The sequence below is a fragment of the Paenibacillus sp. genome, assembly GCF_031177825.1.
Classification (GTDB): Bacteria; Bacillota; Bacilli; order Paenibacillales; family YIM-B00363; genus Paenibacillus_AE.
On the sequence record NZ_JAPSKE010000005.1, the window covers coordinates 293,403 to 312,426 of the forward strand.

Consider the following 19,024-nt stretch of genomic DNA (forward strand, 5'->3'; position numbering starts at 1 on the left):
GGAATTGGAATGTTGAGCAGCATCGGAATTCCTGGACTTATCCTGATCTTTATCCTGGCGTTGATCTTGTTCGGACCGAGTAAACTGCCGGAATTGGGAAAGGCCTTCGGCACCACTCTTAAGGAATTTAAGAACTCCGCAAGGGAATGGACCGAAGATTCGGAAAAGACGAAGGGATCGTAATGTAAAAGGATCAAGTACATGTCGTCCGACGAATTTCCGCGTCGGACGACATTTCTGCTTTTGTAGCCATTCATACTTCTTACCCTTTCACCGACCCGATCATGACGCCTTTGACGAAATATTTTTGCACGAACGGGTAGAAACATAGAATCGGCAGCGTGGACACGATAATGACCGCGTAACGCATCGACTCCACCAAATAGATTTGCGCCGCGGCGTCCCCTCCCATGCTGGCGGAATCGCTGGCCATGCTGAGGGCGGATTGGTTGACGATTAAATCCCGCAACACCATCTGAAGCGGCATCTGCTCTTCTTTCGTTAAATAAATCATTGCGGTAAACCAGGAATTCCACTGGGATACAGCCGCGAAGAGCACCAATACGGCGATCAAGGCTTTGGAAACCGGCATTACGATACGAAAGAAGAACGAGGTATGCGAGCAGCCGTCGATGCAGGCGGCTTCGTACAATTCGTCGGGAATCGTCGACTTCATGAACGTTCGGCTAATGATAATATTCGTGACGTTGACCGCGCCCATCAGGACGATGATGGCCGGACTGCCGTACAAACCGATTTCCTTCATCAGCAGGTACGTAGGGATGAGACCGCCGTTGAAGAACATCGTGAATAGCAGGAAGGCGATAACGGCGGTTTTCCCGGGGAATGGCTTCCGTGAGAGCGCGTATCCGGCCATCAGACTGATCATTACTGATAGAGAGGTGAACAAGACGGTATAGATCAGCGTGTTGCGGTATCCCGTCCAGATCGGCGAATACTGAATGACCTCCATGTATCCATCTAAATTGAAGCTTTGAGGCCAAAGCAGAATGCGCCCGGTGGCGACCAGCTTCGGATCGCTGATCGAAGCGATGACGACGAAATACAGCGGATAAGCCACAAGGAGCAGCAGCAGAATCAAGATCGCATAGTTGAAGGCGTCATACAGCCGATCCTGATTCGACCGCTTCATCGCATGTCGCATAGGCCTCCCTCCTACCATAACGATTCCTGGCCAAGTCGTCTGCTGACCTGGTTCACCAGGAGAATCATAATAAAGTTGATGCCGGAGTTAAACAAGCCGATGGCGGCGGAGAGGCTGTACTGCGCCTCCCGGATCCCGATTTTGTACACGTACGTGTTGATGACCTCGCTTGTGCTTAGGTTAAACGCGTTCTGCATCAAGAACGTTTTCTCGAAGCCCACATTCATAATCGTTCCGGATTCAAGAATCAGGAGAATGACGATGGTAGGCAGAATTAACGGCAGATCGATGCGTATCACCCGCTGAAACTTGGTCGCTCCGTCGATAATGGCGGCCTCGTGCAGCGCAGGATCTACGCCCGACAACGCGCCGAGATAGATGATGCTGCTCCAACCGAGGGTTTGCCATACGCCGCTCCACACATACAGATGCGGAAAACTTGACGCGCTCATGAGCACGTCGATGTTGCCTTCCATCAGTCCCACGTTGGTAAGCAGGCTTCGGACGATCCCTGTGGAAGGGGAGAAGAAGATGTTAATCATGCCGACGATGATGACGATGGATATGAAATGCGGAGCATACGTGACCGTCTGGACCAACTTCTTCAGCCTCTGATTCGGCGTGCTGTTCAAGGCCAGCGCCAATAGAATCGGTAGAGGAAAGCCCGCAATCAACATGTAGAAGCTGAGAATCAGCGTATTTTTAAGAATGACGTCGAACATCGGCATAGAGAAGAATCGGTCGAAATACTTCCACCCCGCCCATGCGCTGTCGAGGATGCCGAGATGAGGCTTGAAGTCCTTGAATGCTACCAAGATGCCGTACATCGGCAAGTAGCTAAAGACAATGACCAGTACGACGGCGGGCAGAAGGAAGAGATACAGTTCGCGGCTTTGCCAGATTCGAAAGCGTAAAGGCTTCTCCTTCTCCCGCGGTTTGCCGAGGCCTGTTGTGACCACCCGTTCGCCTCCCCCTTCCGGTTACTTCGCCATGACTTCGTACGCCTTCTGTCTTAATGCGATAAACGGCTCCAACCCGAGGTTGTTCATCTGCTCGACGTAAGCATCCCAATTGGCGTCGATATCTTGTTTCCCGGTGATGAAATCCGCGAATACCGCCTTGCGGTAGTTGGTCAAATCCGTACGGTATTGGTTCAGCATTGCGATGTCGTCCGGCCCGAGCGCGCCTTCTACGTACACCATGTCGTTGGGCATAACGACGTCCTTATAAACATTTTCATAGGCCCAAGCTCTGGAATTTACGGTATCGTATGACAACTCTTTCCACACTTCTTCATAAAAGGTTTGACCCTTCAGCGCGACAAACGAGTTATGCAGTCCTAAATCCCCTGCATGCTCCGCCATCTTGTCCGGGGATTCCTCCCAGAAGTGCTGGAATGCCTTCCCCTCGTTATCGATATCCCAGACGATTCCCTTCGTTCCCCGGCTGATCGTAAGTCCTAGCTCCGTATCGGTCGCGATGGCTTCGAGCAGACGAACCGTGGCGACCGGATATTTGTTGTTCTTGGTAATGATCGCGGTATGGGCAGGGCCCGGAACATAGGCTTGACTTCGCATCAGCGGCTTCCGGCCGTTTCCGGTGTCCAGCGGCCCCATGGGCGCGCCGAGATCGGGCTGCCGGTTCGCATAAGAGTGATAGGATCCGACGATGGGAGGAATCGAACTGATCTTCGAAGCATAGGTGTTAAAGTCGTCCGTAAACACCTCGGGCGGAATCAGACCTTCCGCATACAGATCTCTTAAATATTTCAACGGTTCCTTGATCGCCGGATTCGTGGACTGATCCTTCACGACGCCGTTCTCTACGACGACATAATCGGCGCTGGTAATGTAGACCCCGAAGCTGCCGTAGATGTCGAACTGCCCGCCGACATAGCCGTCGAAGTAGAAATAATATGGGATGACGTCAGCCGGTATCGTCCCTTGGCCCGCATTCGCCTTGATGGCCTTCAGCGCGTTTTTAAACTCCTCCGCTGTTTTGGGAATCGGCAGATTCAGCTCCTTCAGCCATGAGTCCATCACGATCCATTGGTCCCGCAAGTTCCGGTCGAACGGAGCGAAGTCGATATAAGGCAAACTGTAGAGCTTCCCGTCCGTTGCCAGAGAAGCGTTGTACACCAACTTGTTCTCTTCCAGAAAACGGTTCCACGTCGGCGCATATTGTTCCAACAGCGGCTTCAGCTCGACGAAGTTGCCTCCCTCCGCAGCATTCGTCATCTGGTTGGCGTTGATCCCGACGTTCATCAGGAGATCGGGGAAGTCGCCGCTCGCGAACATAAGGTCCGCTTTATCCCGATCCTTCAACACTTCGATCTCCAAATTGATGTTTGTCTTCTTGGCTACGTACTCCCATATGGCCGTCGTATCCATCTCGGGGCGTAAGGAGCTATACATGACTGCAGCTTTAATGGTGATCGGTTCCTTGGTTATCGGGTACCCCTCCGGATGGGTCACCCCGCCGTCCGCCAGCCCCGATGTGTCCTCGTTCTGTTCCGCCGGCGGAGCGGACTCGCCGGTCGGCGGTTCGCTGGAGTCGTTCATACAGCCGGCGAGGACGCCGAAGGCCAACACGACGGACATACCTGACGAGACGGCGATACGATTTCTTTGCAGTTTCATACAACGATAACCTCCCTCATGATTTTTATTGAATGGTGCTTAATGGCCGGCGCCGGCGAAACGGAGCACTTTCGTCGTAAAGAGTCTCTTGTAAGGTTACGGGCATTCGTAAATACCGAGAGGGACGGAGGGGATATGGATAAAAGCGCTTCCATCTTATCGACCAAAAAATCATCCGAATGATCGGGGTCAGCGAATCGACTGAACCTGCCCCTCCGGTCGGCGCCGTATGCTCCGACGCAACCACCTGCAGATCGCCCGAAAAGGGTGTCACCATAGTCGGTCATACGCCGCTGCGGATGTGTTGCACAGAAAACTCCCCCTTTTTCTAATTGTTCTTAATTAGAGAACATCGTTCTCTAATTATTCGGATTTGCTCCAATCTTAGCATAGGGTTATTTTGGTGTAAATACCTTTCTCCCGCCAAATAAAAAGAGACGCGCTCGATGCGCATCTCCAAAACAAAGCAGATCGGTTAGGATACGTAGAACCAACTGTTGCATCAACCCAGTTCGATGCGAGCCGCTTCTTTCGTCGATGTCCCGAAATAGACAAGCAACTCCTCCGCCGTAAGCTCAAGATAGGGCGGATGGCTCCATTGCCCCAGACCATCCTCTTTTCCAGGTTGCCCGTACACGCCGGTCGCGAGCCAAGTCGTTCCCGGGGCAAGCGTCGTCGCGATCGTCGGGATGACCGTTCGAGGATGGATCAGATTCGTGTTCGCGTTCGGATGAACGAGATGGGCGCCGCCTCCTCCTAGAAGCCGAATCACGCCGCTCGCTCCCAAATAAGAAGAAGCCACAAGCTTGGACTCTTCGGGAACGGCATGCCAGCGATCCCCTGCTTCGACGTCCCGGTTTTCGATGCCTAACGCAAACCCGCCCTCGGCCGCAACCAAGGATCGGTTCGAGCGAATGCAGTGCACGCGAACATGCCAGGGAGCGCCCGAAACGATCCACGTACGCACTTCGACGTCGCGCCAGGGCTTCCACTTCATGTAGATAACGTTCTCTTGGATGGAATACTCTTCGGCGGTTCTTTTCACGCGATAAAGATTGTCTTCCTCGCTGAGCGCCAGCATCGAATCGAACGCCCCCTGCGCTAGACCCCATTCCGCCCGGGGCACGCTGAAACCGAAGACGTTCGAGTAAGCGAACTTTTCGTATTTCGCGGACGTATGCGTGTGCTCGTTGGTCGCCTTATGACCCGCATTGAACGCTACTACGTGATTTCTTTCGTCCTGCCGATGAACGATCTGCCGCGACTCCGCCTGAACGGCGGACGCGGCAAGCTTCGGCAGCGGCAGCTCCTCGGCTTGCCAGAACGGGTGATCCGCCTGCAAAGCCAACGGCAGGAACGTTTTTAACGCCCAATACGGAGAACCCGGAGCGTTATAATTTTCCGCCATAATAAGATTCGGATAGGCATACCCGATCGTCAAGGTGCCGTCCGCTTGAAAGATCGGCTGCCGAAACCACCATCGCAAATTCCGAAGGATAATCCCTTTCATCACGCCCATAGGGTAGGCTTCTACGTCGGCGTACGCCATGGCGCTCCAGAACGCAGCTTGCGTAAAGCGATAGGCAAGGCTTCGCCCGAACGGCAAGGCGCTCCCGTCGCCGGCGAACCAATGGATGAAGTCCTTCGCGAAGCTGGCCGCTCTCTCCTTATATAAGGCGGATCGCTCCGGATCCTCCTTCTCCATGAAGACGGCATAGATGAGGCAGCAATAATGGATGGCGAAAGGACCGTAATAGTCGCAGTGGGCGTCGCGGCCGTCGGAATACCACCCGTCGGACAAAGAAAACGCGTCGATTCTGTCCAAATTTCGGTGCATTAACGCTTGATCGTACGGGAGACCGACCGCTCGAAAGCCCAAATTGACGACCACTTGAAAAAGGAGCCAATTGCAATCATGAAGCTTTCGATGATTGATTTGTTGAAGCCACTGGTACAGCCGTTGCCGTTCCGGCTCCTGCAGCGGCTCCCAAATCTGGTCGGGAGCTAAAGCTAGCGCCAGCCCGATCGCCGCCATCTCCACCAGCTTCTGATCGTAATCGGCCGCTTCGCCCCAATATTCTCGATGCGCAGGGTCGGTGCCGTTCCGGATGCCTTCGCGAACCGTCTCCCACAGCTCGCTCTTCCCGCCTCCGGCAGCTAACGGCGCGAGCCCCCATAACACCCTGGAGAAGCCCTCCAACTCGGCCGTTGCGCCGGTGCAACCCGAGGCCGTCGCTCCGAGCCGCAGGCGGGCTTTCCCTTCGCTGTAGTAAGGCAGCAACGGCAGACACAGCTGGTTCACCGCGGCTTGCAGATCTTCTCTTGTAGCTAACGGATTACGTTGGATCGGTAATGTCAAGGAATGCATGGAGCGAGATCCCCCTTTACCAAAATAGCTCGCCGTGTCCCAACCATTGAGAGAGACCTTCCACGAAGTAGTAATCGCCGTAGATCAGAGGGACGTCAATATTTCTGCCTTCCGGGTAATGGCTCGTTCCATGTAAAATCAGCCCTTCTTCGTCTTCCTTATCGAAGGTGCCGTAATGCTCATACAAGGAACGAAGGATGCGCTCGCCCGCATGGCGGTAAAGGTCGGACTCCACGACGGCCACCTGCTTCGCAAGCAGCAGGAGTCCGCAAGCCGCGCACGCCCCGGCCGACGAATCGCGGTACTTGGGCACCTCCGCGGGAAGACGGAAATCCCAGTGGGGGACATGATCCTCCGGGAGATTGGCGAGGAAGAAATGCGCCACGCGCTTCGCCGCCTGTAAATAACGCTCATCCCCCGTATGTCGATAGCTGAGCGCCATACCGTACAACGCCCATGCGGTGCCGCGCGACCAAGCCGACTCGGCCGAGTAGCCCTGTCCTCCGTTCGCTCCGACCTTCTCGCCGGTCAAGGGATCGAAGATGACGATATGGTACACCGAGCCGTCGGGTCGGATGAAATGCTCCAACACCGTATCCGCGTGCGCGACGGCGATATGCTTGAAGCGCGGATCCCCGGTCGCCTCGGAAGCCCAATGCAATAACGGCAAATTCATCATACAATCGATGATCGCCCAGCCCGCGTTGTTTTCCCCGGGTTTCCAGGGATTCCAAGCCCGAATAAACTTTCCTTGAATATTGAAGCGCGCCGCAAGAAGGTTGGCCGCCAGCAGCGCGCGGCGCCTGGAATCTTCGTTATCGAGCAGCTTATACCGGGCAACGCTGGTTAAGGTCCACATAAAACCGATATCGTGATCCAGACGATAATACTCGGCAATGACTGGATCCAGCTTCTCCTCGCACGCCTCGGCGATGTTCCGCAGCGCCTCGTCCTTCGTATCGCGGTACACGAGCCAAAGCAGACCGGGCCAGAAGCCCGCGGTCCACCAATGAGCCGGCTCCAACGCGTATTTACCGTTCACGCTGGCGTGAGGAAATGCGGGTCCGATGCGGCCGCTCGTTCGAGACACCTTCTCTACCACGTCGTTCCAAGCGCTCTGCGCCCAATCCGTTCGTACGTTCATCGGGGACACCCTCTCCATGTTAAGTAAGACGATAGGTTTCAAAACGGACCGTAATCGGCACTTCTTCGGCCGGATGCTCCGCCTCCAAATCGATTGCATACACCGGAATGCGCTTGGAGTCTTTGTTCACAAATTCAAATGTATGAATGACCGGCCTCACCGCCCGTCGATCGAACACCGCTTCGACGCCGGACGCAGCCCCTTCGACCCGGACGCGTCCGTCCGCGGAAACCTTCGGTTCATGTAAAGTTATGAATCTACTGATCGCGGATGATGGCGGCGTAAGAAACGAATACCTGTCTTTCAACTCAAGAACATGTCGCGCAAAGGTAAACTGCCGGACCAGCGACCGCAGATTCGCCGTTCCGTACGCTTCCGTCATGTCGAGGGTATAGGTTACTTGCTCTTCGCTTTCTTCGAACCGAAGCACCTTCGCTCGATACGTTGCGCCGGCTTGTTGATCGGCACCCTCGACGATCGGAACGGAATGCCCCGCCGAGCTGTTGCATAAATACGAGTACCGCTCCGCCCCGAAATAGCCCTTCGTATATTCGCCGGAGCCGAGATCGGTCAGCAGCGTTTCCCCGTCGACATGGAGCACGAAGCTCCCGATATCGTTCTGGTTATGCGGTTCGTCGTTATGGCCGCCTTTCGCGGCGAACGCGTACCGTACGCCGTCGAACGTCCGTCTGACGACCGCCCACTGCGCGTCCGGCAGCAAGTACGCACCGTCCGGCCACTCCTCGCCCGTCCACTCGGCGCGGCTCCAGAGGAAGTCCCGAATGAAGGGGCCCCATCTCCCGATCGGATCCTTCACGATGCTCCACTTATTCTCTACGTTCGGAACGTGGATCTCGGGGTAACGACGTTTCAATGCATGAATCAAGCCCATGGAAAACAGGGACGTCGGCTCGCAATCGGAGAACGGCACCGTGTAAGGCCCGCTCAGGTAACACTTCTGATGAAACAACGCGATTTGCTTGATTTTCTCGCCTTCCAGCAAATCGATCCGTCCCGCGGTTCTTTGCTTGAGCAGCGAGGCGAAGTACGAGTAAAAGCCGAAACCGTAACTCCAGTATCCTACGCCCTCCGTGGAGGCGCCGTCGTTTCCGAAGCCGTGCAGGTAGCTCTCCATCGTCCCCAACAACCGATGAACGATCGGCGCGAGCTCCTCGGCGCTTGGGATTAGATACAAGGCGGCGGCGCCGACGGAGCCGCCGCATACGCTCGCCCAGTTGTTCCCCAAAGTTTCCCACTCATAGGTGGAGCCGAGGGTACAGTAGGTTTCTAGAATCCTCTCTCTCACTTCCGCTTCCGCTCGGGACGCGACCGCAGGACTTATTCTCTCTTTAAGAAGAAAGACGATTTCCGCAAGGGCGAACCCGGTCTCCGCGGCGAACAAATCGATGCTGTATCGATTTCGCCGCAGGTGCGACGGGTTCAGTGAATTCCCGCCCAAGTGAGCCGGCAGGCACCAAGTATACTCGTCGCATATGGCCCATATCGCGTCCTCCAGCGCATGAACATAGAGGTCGGAATCCTTGTCGAGCAGAGCCAAAAACGCAAGGACCGATAAACGCTTTCGCCTCGCGAAAAACAAACGTTCGAATTCGATTCTCGACCCCTGGGTATCGAATGACTTGAAGGAAGAGAACGCAAGCGTAACGATCGGCTCGGAGAGCAGACGTTCCCCTTCTTCCCGGATCTCCTCCACCATCTCCCGATAGAAGGGGGACGTCCGGATTTCCTCCCATTTGCCCGCGTCTCTCGCCTCGTCGAACAACATCGTGCGCCGATCCGAACGATCGCCGATCTGCAAGGCCCGTTTGATAGCAACGTAATCCATAGTCATCCCCTCTTAAGCGCCCCGGTTCCGGTAATCGATCGGGGTGACGCCGGTGTACCCTTTGAATAATTTAATGAAGTAGCTTTGATTGTCGTAGCCGAGCAGCTCGCAGATTTTCGCTACGGGCTGGGCGGTCTGGTCGAGCAATTCCTTCGCGCGCTCCATCTTCGTCCGAATGACGTATTCGATGAACGTCTCGCCCGTCTCTTTCTTAAACAACCTGCTGAAATAGCTAGGGTTTAAGTGCAGATGCTCCGCGATGTCGTCCAGACCGATCCTACGATCCAGATGTAGGGACACGTACTGGTACGCGTCTAGCACTTCCTTCCGCTGCGTCCGCACGCGGGAATTCTCGGCCGCCGTCATCGCCGCGAGGAGATGTTCGGTCAGCCAATTCCCCAACTCGCGAAGGGACCCGATCTCCGCGATGTCCTTATGCAAGCTCTCGGCGGACTTCGACGAACGGAAAGAATGTAAAGACTGATGTTTGAGGCGAATGTCGAGCAGCAGCTTTAACATCCAATCCTTTACGGTTTCAGGCGCGTATTTGGCTTTCCTAAGGAACTCTATCCATTCCCCGACCTTCGCCTTCACCTCTGCCGGATCCCGCTTCGCGATGCTTTCGCGGAATCGCTCGCTCGCTTCGTCGTAATAGGCGAATAAATCGCCCTCGGTCGGCTCGAACCGCGCGAACGACGCAATCTCTCCGCGCTCCATATAGAATCTCTGGCCGGTTTCCGTCAACAGGTTGGTTAACCCAAACTTGGTTTGCTCCGGCGCGCGGCACATCTCCCCGATCACGAACGACATCGACAGCTTAAGCGAACGGCCGAGCGACTGCCGAATCCGTTCGATCAGCTTCCGAGCTTCGTCGAAGCCGTTCACCGTCAAAGTCGGACGGAAGGAATGCAAAATCATCCATTCTTTCTCGCTATATGGGAACAGTACGGCTTCCGCGCCGGATTCGGCAATGATCTCTTCGATCACGTTCGTGACGGCGAACCGCAAAATATCGTCCGACATGAACCGTTGCTGGGCCTGAAGGGAATCGTCGATCGTTCCGATCGTCGGCAGCACCGCTCTTCCCTCGACCGGCAAGCCGAACGAAGCGAGCTCCTCGTTCCACGCCTTCGCTTGCAGCAGCGGCTGTTGGATCGCGTTCCGAATCCACTTCTCCTTCATCGCTTCGCGCGAGCGGTCCACCAGATGACGCAGCTTGTGCCGCTCGAGGTCGAGCTTGCGCTCCTCGTCGAGGCTGGCGGAAAACCGGACGAGGACTTGCTCTAAATCGTTAGGGTCCAGCGTATCCTTCACGAGGTAATCCTGTACCTGCATCTTCATCGCGCGCTGGGCATAATGGAATTCGCTGTGGCAGGACAAAATCGCGACTCGAAGGCCCGGCTTCCGTTCCTTCAGCCGTTGCACGAGTTCCAAGCCGTCCATCTTCGGCATCCCGATATCGGTAATGAGGATATCGGGCATCTCCCGATCGGCGGCCGCCAGCGCTTCGAGACCGTTTTCATATGCGCCTTCTAACGTAAGTCCGAGCCGCTCCCAATCGATTGCTTCGGATAACAGCTCCAGCACCGGATAATCGTCGTCGACCAACATGACTTTATACATACCCTCGTGCCCCTCCTAGAACGGAACGAACATCGTCACCGTCGTCCCGCTTCCCTCTTCGCTGTCGATATGCATCTCGAACGCGTCTCCGAATCTGATGCGCATTCGCTCGTTCACGTTGGTCAATCCGATGCCGGAAAACCCGGAACGATGATCCCCTTCGCCTGTCGGAAGCTCTTCGCGCTTCAGCCGGTTCCGCAGATGCGTTACCGCCGCCGGACGCATTCCCGTGCCGTCGTCCCGAACGGCGATCCGCAACGTCTTCCCCTCTACTTCGGCCGACACGAGAATCGTTCCGGACCGCTGCTGGAAGCCGTGAATGAGCGCGTTCTCGATGACGGGCTGCAGGAAGAAGCGCGGCACCTGCGCCAGCATCGCCTCCGACGAAATCGCAACCGACAGCGTCACGCTTTCCTTCTGGCGCATATTCATCAGGTTCACGTAATCGATCGCCGTGCTGACCTCTTCGTGCAGGGTAATCGTCTCTTCGTCGCGGTCGATCGTCATGCGCAGCAGCCTCGACAGCGAGGAGAGCATCTCCGCGCTTTCCTTATCGCCCTTGCGCAGCACCTTCATCCGGATCGAATTGAGCACATTGAACAAGAAGTGCGGGTTGATTTGCGCCTGCAGCATCCTCAGCTCCGCCTTCCGCTTGCGCGATTGCTCTTCGGTAATTTCCGCGATCATCTGCTTGATCCGGTCCAACATCTGATCGAACTGTCGGCCGAGACGCCCGATTTCGTCGCGCCCCTTCATCCGCGAGCGCACCTCGAGATTGCCCCGTTCTACCGTCAGCGCGAGCTTCCCTAGACTGACGAGGGGCTTCGTAAATGCGCGAATCAGCAATACCAACACGATTAGAAACACGGTGAAGGCGATCACTTGAAACGCGAATACGGTTTGGAAAATGTGATTGATTTGATGCACCGCATCCTTATATGGGGTCAGAAGCACGAGCTTCCAATCCTTAATCCCCGCGGCATGCTGAGCGACCAGGTATCGCTCTCCATCCAGCTCGACGATGGACGATTCTTCGGGTTCATCGGACAAATACGTCAGCCGTTCGCCGATCCGGCCGGCATCGAGATGCGACATGACCCGGTTCTCCCCGTCGACGAGCATCACCTCATGCCCCGTGCCGAGTCGCTCGAAGATCGATTCGATCTGATTGTCCGGCACCGTAACGACGACATAAGCGTACACCCTTTGGTTCGGGCGCCTCAGCGTTCTAGCGACCGAGATTTGTTGTCTTCCCGCGGCTTTCTCATATAAATAAGGCGAAGGTTCCGCTTCCACCCAATACGCCGCCATGCCGGTTAATCCCTCAAGGTCCGGGAACCAAGGCTCCTCGAATAAAAGCCGCGGGTCGTATTCGTGGAGCAAATAATTGATGAAAAATCTGCCGTTCGGCAGCAAGATCGTCACATACGTTCTTTCGCCGATGATGGAGATGTTGTCGATCTTGCTCGTGATCTCGTAGCGATCCGCGAATTCCCGGTACTCCGCGTTTTCCCCCGTATATTCCTTGCCGGCCGCCTGCTCCTTCAAGATCACGTTCATATCCGGATCCGCAATGATGTAGTTCGAGATATTCAGCATGTTGTCGAACAATCCGGTCAGGTACCCTTCGATCAGCTTCAGCTGCTCTTGCGCATTCTTCTCCGCTTGTTCCTGAACGGCATCCCGCGTCAACACGTTCGAGACGGACAACGTGATGAGCGTGGGGACCAGAAGGCAGGCGATCGAAGTCAAGATCAGCTTATACCGGAACGAACCGATAAACGGCCGAAGCCAATGCTTTCCCTTCTCCAATCGCCCCGCCTCCTCTTGTTCTTACGACGAAAAGAGGCGCGATACCGCCGCCTCTTTCCCCCATCATATCGCTTCCTATTTGTTATTGTCGATAATTTCTTGCACGGCGGTTTTCATATTGGCAAGCGTCGTATCCAGGTCTTGCGATCCGAGAATCAACAGCTCGTATTGCTCGTTGAGCGCCTTATATACTTCCGCTTGGTATGTGACCGGAGGAATGATTTTGCCCGACTTGGAATTCGCCAACACGTTGATGAGCGACGCCTTGTCGACGTTCTCCGGCTTCTGCGTTCCGCTGAGGATCGAATCGACGATCTTCTCGAGGTCTGCGTCCGACACCTTGCTCCAAGAAGGAATGTTGCGCCCGTACTTCGCAAGACCTTCCGTCGTATACCAACGGATGAATTGATACGCTTCTTTCTTATGCTGCGACTTCTCCGCTACGGCCATGAAGTCCGTCGTCACCGGCGTATATCCGATCGCATCGGTGTCGCTGTTTCTCGGATAAGGCGCGATCGCGACGTTGAAGTTGAGCGGGTTTTGCTCCGTGCCGCCGAGCTCGCTGTTCATCCAGCTGCCGATCAGCACCATGCTGGCCGATTGGTTGAAGAACTGCGTCCGGTAATGCAGCTTCTGCGACAGCATATCCGCATACGGCGTGGACGATCCGTCTTCCCGCTCCATCTTCAGGCGCAGCTCCAGCGTCCGCTTGAACATCGGATCGTCCAAGTTCGACGAGCCGTCCGCCTTGAGGAAATCGGTATCTTCCGCTTTGTTCGCGAGCGAGAGGCGCAAGAACTCCATCCAACCGCCGTTCTGCGGACCGTGGAAGTACGTGCCGTACCGCTTCGTCGCGCCTTCGCCCGTCGTGAGCGTCTTCGCGTACTCCGCGAACTGGTCCCACGTCCAATCCGTCGGCACTTCAAGCCCCGCCGCATCCAGATGATCTTTATTAAGCATCACATACCATGGGTTGAACTTGCCCGGCAATGCATAGTATTGCCCTTGCATCAGCGTGTCGACCTTGTACTCTTCCGACACCTTGAAGCCTTCTTCCTCGATGAAGGCGTTGATCGGCGCAACCATGCCGAGGCCTACGCGCTGCGCATAGGAAGCCGGGTCGCTGAACATGAGGACGTCCAGCTGCTCGCCGGAAGCGGCCGCCAAGTCGAGCTTCTGCGTCGCTTCGTTCGTATCGCCCTTCTCGCTGAGGGTGACGAGTTCCACCTTGATGTTCGGATACGCTTCTTCGAAAGCGGCGAGCGTCGCTTCCCAGTTGTACTGCGCTTCCGTACCGTGCGTGTGGAATTTGATCGTCACGGGTTCGGCTGCAGGCGTTTCCGTCGCGGGCTGTTCGCCGGCAGGCGCCGAGCTCCCGCCCGTTTCCGGCGCCGGCGTCGTGCCGCCGCCGCTGGAGCAGCCTACTAATAAGCTAAGAATAAGACCGGTCGCGAACATGCTTTTTCCAAAGTTCCTTTTCATGTATGACCCTCCGTGTAACCGTTTTATTTTCCTTTTCGTGATGATTGTATCAAGGGAAGGCGATGGAACCATGCTCTTAAATTGACTATTCTTACAACTATTTTTACTTTTTTATTATCCTTTCACTCCGCCCATCGCGATTCCTTCGATTACTCTCTTTTGTCCGATCACGAACATCATCAGCAGCGGCAAGATCGCGGAGACGGCCGCCGCCATGATCAGGGAATAAAACTCGCCGTTGATCGACGTAAACTTCTGCATCGCCAATTGAATCGTGAACAGCGAATCCGTTCGAAGGAAAATCAACGGATATTTATAGTCGTTCCACGTCCAGATGAAGCGAAGAATCGCATACGTGGCGATCGCCGGTTTCACCAGCGGGAATGCGATCTGCGCAAAGATGCGAAGGTGTCCGGCGCCGTCGATCTTGGCCGATTCGATGAATTCGTTGTGCACGCCCATGAAAAACTGTCTTAGCATGAACGTGCCCAGCACGCTGAAGCTTCCTAATAATATTAATCCCCAATGGCTGTCGAACAACCCGATCATCCGGTATAGGATAAACTGCGGCACGAGAATGCCTTCCTGCGGCACCATGAACGTGGCTAGGACGATGAAGAACAACCATTTCCCCGCCGGGAATTGCACCTTCGAAAAGCCGTACGCCGCCATCGCGGATACGGTGCAAGAGACGACGGTCGTCACCACGGTTACAAAGATGCTGTTGAGGTAATACTTCCAGAACGGGTGGTCTCCGAACCACACTTCCTTATAGTTCGAGAAGCCGATCCACTCCTGCGGAATCCATCGGATCGGGTAGGTGAACACCTCCCCTTCCAGCTTGAAGGAGGCGGATAACATCCAAGCGAACGGAAGCACGAACACTATGCCGACGAACGCCAAGGCGACGGTGACAAGCAGCTTTTTTACATCTAACGTTAGGCTCATCAGTAGTTCACCCACTTTTTCTGTCCGACCCATTGTACGAACGTGATGACGAGCACGCATAGGAACAGGAAGATGGCTTGCGAAGAGGCGTACCCGATCTTCAAATTGACGAACGCGGTTTCGTACAAGTAATAAACGATGACATTCGTAGACCCCGCCGGTCCGCCCGCCGTCAGTACCGCAATGATGTCGAACACCTTGAATGTGTAGATGATTCCGGTTATGAGCAGGAAGAAGGTCGTGGGCGACAGCATCGGCAGCGTAATCCGGAAGAAGCGTACGAAGCCGTTCGCGCCGTCGATATCGGCCGCCTCGTACAAATCACGAGGAATCGATTGCAGCCCGGCCATATAGACGATCATGTTATAGCCGATCGAGATCCACACCGAAATCATCATCACGGAGACGAGCGCGAATTGCGGGTCGGCGATCCATTTGGGCGGATTGTCGATGCCGACGGACATCAGAAACTGGTTCACCGGCCCCATCGACGGATGGAACAGCACGCGCCATACCGTCGCTACCGCAACGACGCTCGAGATGTAAGGCAAGAAGTAAATGACTTTAAAGAAACCTTTCATATATACGAACTTATTGATCAGGACCGCCAGGATCAGCGAGATGGCCAAGTATACCGGAACGGTGAGAAGGAAAATGGCATTATTCCGCAATCCTTTAAGAAACTTGGTATCGTGAAACAGCTTATCGAAATTTTCCATTCCGATCCACTTGATGCCTTCGATGCCCGTGATCATGCTCCACTCCGTGAAGCTAAGGTAAAGCGCCGCCAGGATCGGCAGCAGCACCATAACGGTGACCCCGAGAAGCATCGGGCTTACGAATAGGAAACCGGCGAGCGACTCCATCCGCTGCATGCGGCCGCCGCGCCGCTTCTTCTTCCGCGATACGCTTGCCTGCACCTCCGAAACGGAATGCATATTACCACCTCGTCTATGTTCTATGTCTGTGTCTACATTGTAAAAAAAAATACCGCTACGACCGTAACGGTATTTTGATCAATATGCAATTATTTTGACTTCTTAGGTCATCCATCCCCCGCCGTCGATGCGGTATTCGCTCCGCTTCACCCCCGTGCCTTCGTCATAAGCGCCCCCCCTTCCGATTCAGCAAAATGAAAGCGCATGCAATCAACTTTATGGTAAGGATATCCACCTCCTACTTCATCCAATTTTTTTACTTGTCATGCTGTTATTTTGACTACTTACCTCTTTATAGCTTGCATTCCCGGGCCAGAACCCGACTTTCATGTTACAGTATAGAAAAGAGTACTATCGATGAGCGCATATGGAAAAGGAGCAAACTCGGTCATGTCTACGGCTCAAGAGCGGCGGCAGCGGATTCTAGCCTTCACGGCGCGGCAAGCGTACGATCGTTCGCTGCTGGATAGCGGTTTGTGGTTTCACGACGATATTCGAAACAACTTCTATTTCGCCTCCTATCTATTTGCGGCTTCCGTCGACGAAACGACGGAGATCGGCTTCGACAAGCGGGAAGCGATGCTTAGAGCCGAAACGGTGTTGATGAACACGCTATCGCTGCAGGACAAAGATTCGAACAGTGCGACGTACGGGCACTGGCCGCTCGGTTTGCACCCCAACCCGAAGGAAGCGAAACCCAATGCGCTCCCGGCGGAGCTGATGGGGATTCTTGCGGTTTGGTTTTACCGGAAATACTCCGCTTGGATGTCGGAAGACTTGAAGGCGGCTTTCGAGGATGCGAGTCTACACCTGTACCGCAGCGGATATTACCGGCTTCCGTTACGCCGGTATCATCATCACGAAGCCAAATATACGGCTGCCAAGCTTGTATATGGGACTCATTTTCAGGACGAGGCTCTGCTGCAGGAAGGGAAGGAAAGTCTGCACCTCACGCTGAAGCGCTTGTCCGAGCGAGGGATGCCCGAATACGGCGCTTTGCCGTGGTTTTGGCACTGGGTTCAAGGGTTCACATGCGCGCTGGAGTGCGCGACGGATGAAACTTTGATTGAACCGCTGCGACGGATCCTCGATGGATTATGGGACATAAGAGCTTCGTATTATGTGCCGGGCGCATGGGTCGGAGCGCATTCCCGCGGGTTGGCGCACGACCTTCCGAAGGACGGTAACGTCGGCTTCGATTATGTTCAGTTCGGCGACTTTCCTCTCCCAGCATCGTTACCCCGCGTCGAATATGCGGGATTGCTGTATTATGAGGCTCCGCAGGAAGCATTCCGGAAGGCCGTCCAAAGGGCGGAGCCGAAAGAAATACGGCACGCCGTGTATCCGATCGGGTCGGGGGCGGAGCCGCTCCACAATTACGCGTATATTGCGGAGCGTTATGCCGTCGGCGGCATGTGGGAACGCGTCAAGGAGTTTGATAACGAGCAGCATCGATGGGAAGCGACGCTGCCTCTAACCGGCAGCCGGTCTGTCAATCGTTTGTATTTCTTTCAACCGGGCGAGGGATATAAATCGGGCGATCCGCGTCACCAAAACGACAGCGGAGGCATGCTGTTTCACCGAAGCGCCGTCATCGCTTATTATGCCGACGAAGCCGCAATCGAAGAACGCAATGTCCTTCATGGCGTGCTTCCGAAAGGACAATGGATTCAAAGGCCTACTGCATTGTATGGGTATACGCAAGGAGTGTATTTTGCGGTGTTCCTGTCTTCGGGGTACAAACTAACGGAAGCGTCCGACCGTTTCGAGGTAACGCTTGGGGGGTTGCCTGCCGGCGTTGTCGTCGAGGCTCTCGACGACAGGGAAGCGAATCGAATGGGGATCTCCGATTTGGAAACGTTCGGCTCGGTCTTGGAGCAAAGAGCGCCGCTTTGGAATTCCTTGTCGGACGGACTCTGCGGTGTCGAATACCGTTCGCTCTCCGGCGACCTCCTGTCGTTGAAGACGGACGGACGAACATGGAGCCTGCCTGCGATTAACGGAAGGCCTGTAGATTTTCATGCATACCATCCGGAAGCAAAATCATGAGGAAGGGGGCGCCGAGGCGCCCCTTTCCGCTCCAAGCGATTCCGATGCAGGCATGCGTATCGAAAATCACGTCTTCGCCTTGCGGAAGCCAGCCGGATTTTACCGAATCAAGACGACGGCGGAACCCTAGTGATGATGTCGATATTGGATTGAATCTCCGTTCGCAAGAATGCTTTCGCTTCTTCGGATCCTGTCAGTTGAAGCAAAATCGGCTCCTCTTCATTGCTTGCGATAACCGAAAACGTTAGAAACGGACAGCATTTCCGCTCCATGCCGATCCAATCTTGGATAAGCCGCAGCGTTTCCGAGTCGCCGGGGAATCGATATTGGAATCCGTTCGCAAGCTCCGTCAAACCAAGCCTTCTCTTTTCGATTTCCGTCCAGATGTGTTTGTACTCCGCCCGCTGTTCATTCGTAAATGCGGAATGGCAGCAAGCAACCGGAATTTCTTTGCTCATGTCCGTTTGCCCCTTTCATTTTGCGCAGGAGTTACGGCTACTCCAAAAACAGCGAGCCGCCCCCTCTCATTTCATTTACATCGCCTTCCATGTCAAGTTATACTCGCAGTATAAAACTTAAAGTTAACTTTAAGTCAAGGAGCGTTTTTATGCCTGGAATGAGCATTGGTCAATTGGCGTCAAGGGCAGGTTTGAATGCATCGACATTGCGTTTCTACGAGTCCGTCGGTCTATTGCCTCCTCCGGAGCGGATCAACGGTCAACGGCGGTTTGACGAGGGGGCGCTGGACCGCATCCATTTCATTAAAGTCGCGCAGCAAACCGGATTCAGCATTCAAGAAATCGCTGTTTTGTTAGAAGGTTTCGAAGCCGGCAGCTCGCTTTCGGATCGTTGGGAGCGAATGGCGAGGCAAAAACGTTCCGAACTAGAGGAGCGAAAGAAGCAGATCAATTCCATGATCCGAATTCTGGATAACGGGATCGCCTGCAAATGCCTGACGTGGTCGGAATGCTTGGAGAAAATCGAAAATACAGGTTCGCGTTAGGGGATAG

Annotated in this window: 15 protein-coding genes; 3 read left to right on the top strand and 12 right to left on the bottom strand. The window is 54.8% G+C overall.

Features of this window, described 5'->3' with window-relative positions:
- The first annotated feature begins 9 nt into the window (after positions 1–9).
- Positions 10–183 (top strand): twin-arginine translocase TatA/TatE family subunit, encoded by a 174-nt coding sequence (tatA, locus tag RIN49_RS08620; protein WP_309119761.1) that lies wholly within the window; start codon positions 10–12, stop codon positions 181–183.
- Between the two features lie 79 nt (positions 184–262).
- Here tatA and RIN49_RS08625 read toward each other — a convergent pair whose 3' ends face one another.
- From RIN49_RS08625 to RIN49_RS08675, 11 genes are all read right to left on the bottom strand, one after another.
- Entirely contained in the window at positions 263–1,165 is a 903-nt protein-coding gene (locus tag RIN49_RS08625) for a carbohydrate ABC transporter permease (RefSeq protein ID WP_309119762.1), read from the bottom strand.
- 11 nt (positions 1,166–1,176) lie between these two features.
- The gene (locus tag RIN49_RS08630; protein WP_309119763.1) at positions 1,177–2,124 is read right to left on the bottom strand and encodes an ABC transporter permease; all 948 of its coding nucleotides are present in this window, start codon (positions 2,122–2,124) and stop codon (positions 1,177–1,179) included.
- Between the two features lie 21 nt (positions 2,125–2,145).
- Positions 2,146–3,804, bottom strand: a complete 1,659-nt coding sequence (locus tag RIN49_RS08635; RefSeq protein WP_309119764.1) for a type 2 periplasmic-binding domain-containing protein — start codon at positions 3,802–3,804, stop codon at positions 2,146–2,148.
- A gap of 502 nt (positions 3,805–4,306) precedes the next feature.
- Entirely contained in the window at positions 4,307–6,172 is a 1,866-nt protein-coding gene (locus RIN49_RS08640) for a DUF2264 domain-containing protein (RefSeq protein WP_309119765.1), read from the bottom strand.
- 16 nt (positions 6,173–6,188) lie between these two features.
- Complete coding sequence (locus RIN49_RS08645) at positions 6,189–7,316, bottom strand: glycoside hydrolase family 88 protein (RefSeq protein ID WP_309119766.1); 1,128 nt, start codon at positions 7,314–7,316, stop codon at positions 6,189–6,191.
- Positions 7,317–7,335: 19 nt separating this feature from the next.
- On the bottom strand, positions 7,336–9,162 hold the full coding sequence (locus tag RIN49_RS08650; protein WP_309119767.1) for a heparinase II/III domain-containing protein: 1,827 nt from the start codon (positions 9,160–9,162) through the stop codon (positions 7,336–7,338).
- Between the two features lie 12 nt (positions 9,163–9,174).
- On the bottom strand, positions 9,175–10,785 hold the full coding sequence (locus tag RIN49_RS08655) for a response regulator transcription factor (protein ID WP_309119768.1): 1,611 nt from the start codon (positions 10,783–10,785) through the stop codon (positions 9,175–9,177).
- Positions 10,786–10,800: 15 nt separating this feature from the next.
- The gene (locus tag RIN49_RS08660) at positions 10,801–12,597 is read right to left on the bottom strand and encodes a cache domain-containing sensor histidine kinase (protein WP_309119769.1); all 1,797 of its coding nucleotides are present in this window, start codon (positions 12,595–12,597) and stop codon (positions 10,801–10,803) included.
- A gap of 75 nt (positions 12,598–12,672) precedes the next feature.
- Positions 12,673–14,079, bottom strand: a complete 1,407-nt coding sequence (locus tag RIN49_RS08665; protein WP_309119770.1) for an ABC transporter substrate-binding protein — start codon at positions 14,077–14,079, stop codon at positions 12,673–12,675.
- 114 nt (positions 14,080–14,193) lie between these two features.
- Positions 14,194–15,027 carry a carbohydrate ABC transporter permease gene (locus RIN49_RS08670; protein WP_309119771.1) on the bottom strand — a complete coding sequence of 278 codons (834 nt, stop codon included), beginning with the start codon at positions 15,025–15,027 and terminating at the stop codon, positions 14,194–14,196.
- Positions 15,027–15,965 (bottom strand): carbohydrate ABC transporter permease, encoded by a 939-nt coding sequence (locus RIN49_RS08675; RefSeq protein WP_309119772.1) that lies wholly within the window; start codon positions 15,963–15,965, stop codon positions 15,027–15,029. Before RIN49_RS08675 ends, RIN49_RS08670 begins: the two co-directional genes overlap by 1 nt.
- Positions 15,966–16,355: 390 nt before the next feature.
- Between RIN49_RS08675 and RIN49_RS08680 the strand changes: the two genes are divergently transcribed.
- A complete protein-coding gene (locus RIN49_RS08680) occupies positions 16,356–18,014 on the top strand; it encodes a hypothetical protein (protein ID WP_309119773.1) in 1,659 nt (552 codons plus the stop codon).
- 107 nt (positions 18,015–18,121) lie between these two features.
- Here RIN49_RS08680 and RIN49_RS08685 read toward each other — a convergent pair whose 3' ends face one another.
- Entirely contained in the window at positions 18,122–18,472 is a 351-nt protein-coding gene (locus RIN49_RS08685) for a hypothetical protein (protein WP_309119774.1), read from the bottom strand.
- 149 nt (positions 18,473–18,621) lie between these two features.
- Between RIN49_RS08685 and RIN49_RS08690 the strand changes: the two genes are divergently transcribed.
- A complete protein-coding gene (locus RIN49_RS08690) occupies positions 18,622–19,017 on the top strand; it encodes a MerR family transcriptional regulator (RefSeq protein ID WP_309119775.1) in 396 nt (131 codons plus the stop codon).
- Positions 19,018–19,024 lie beyond the last annotated feature (7 nt).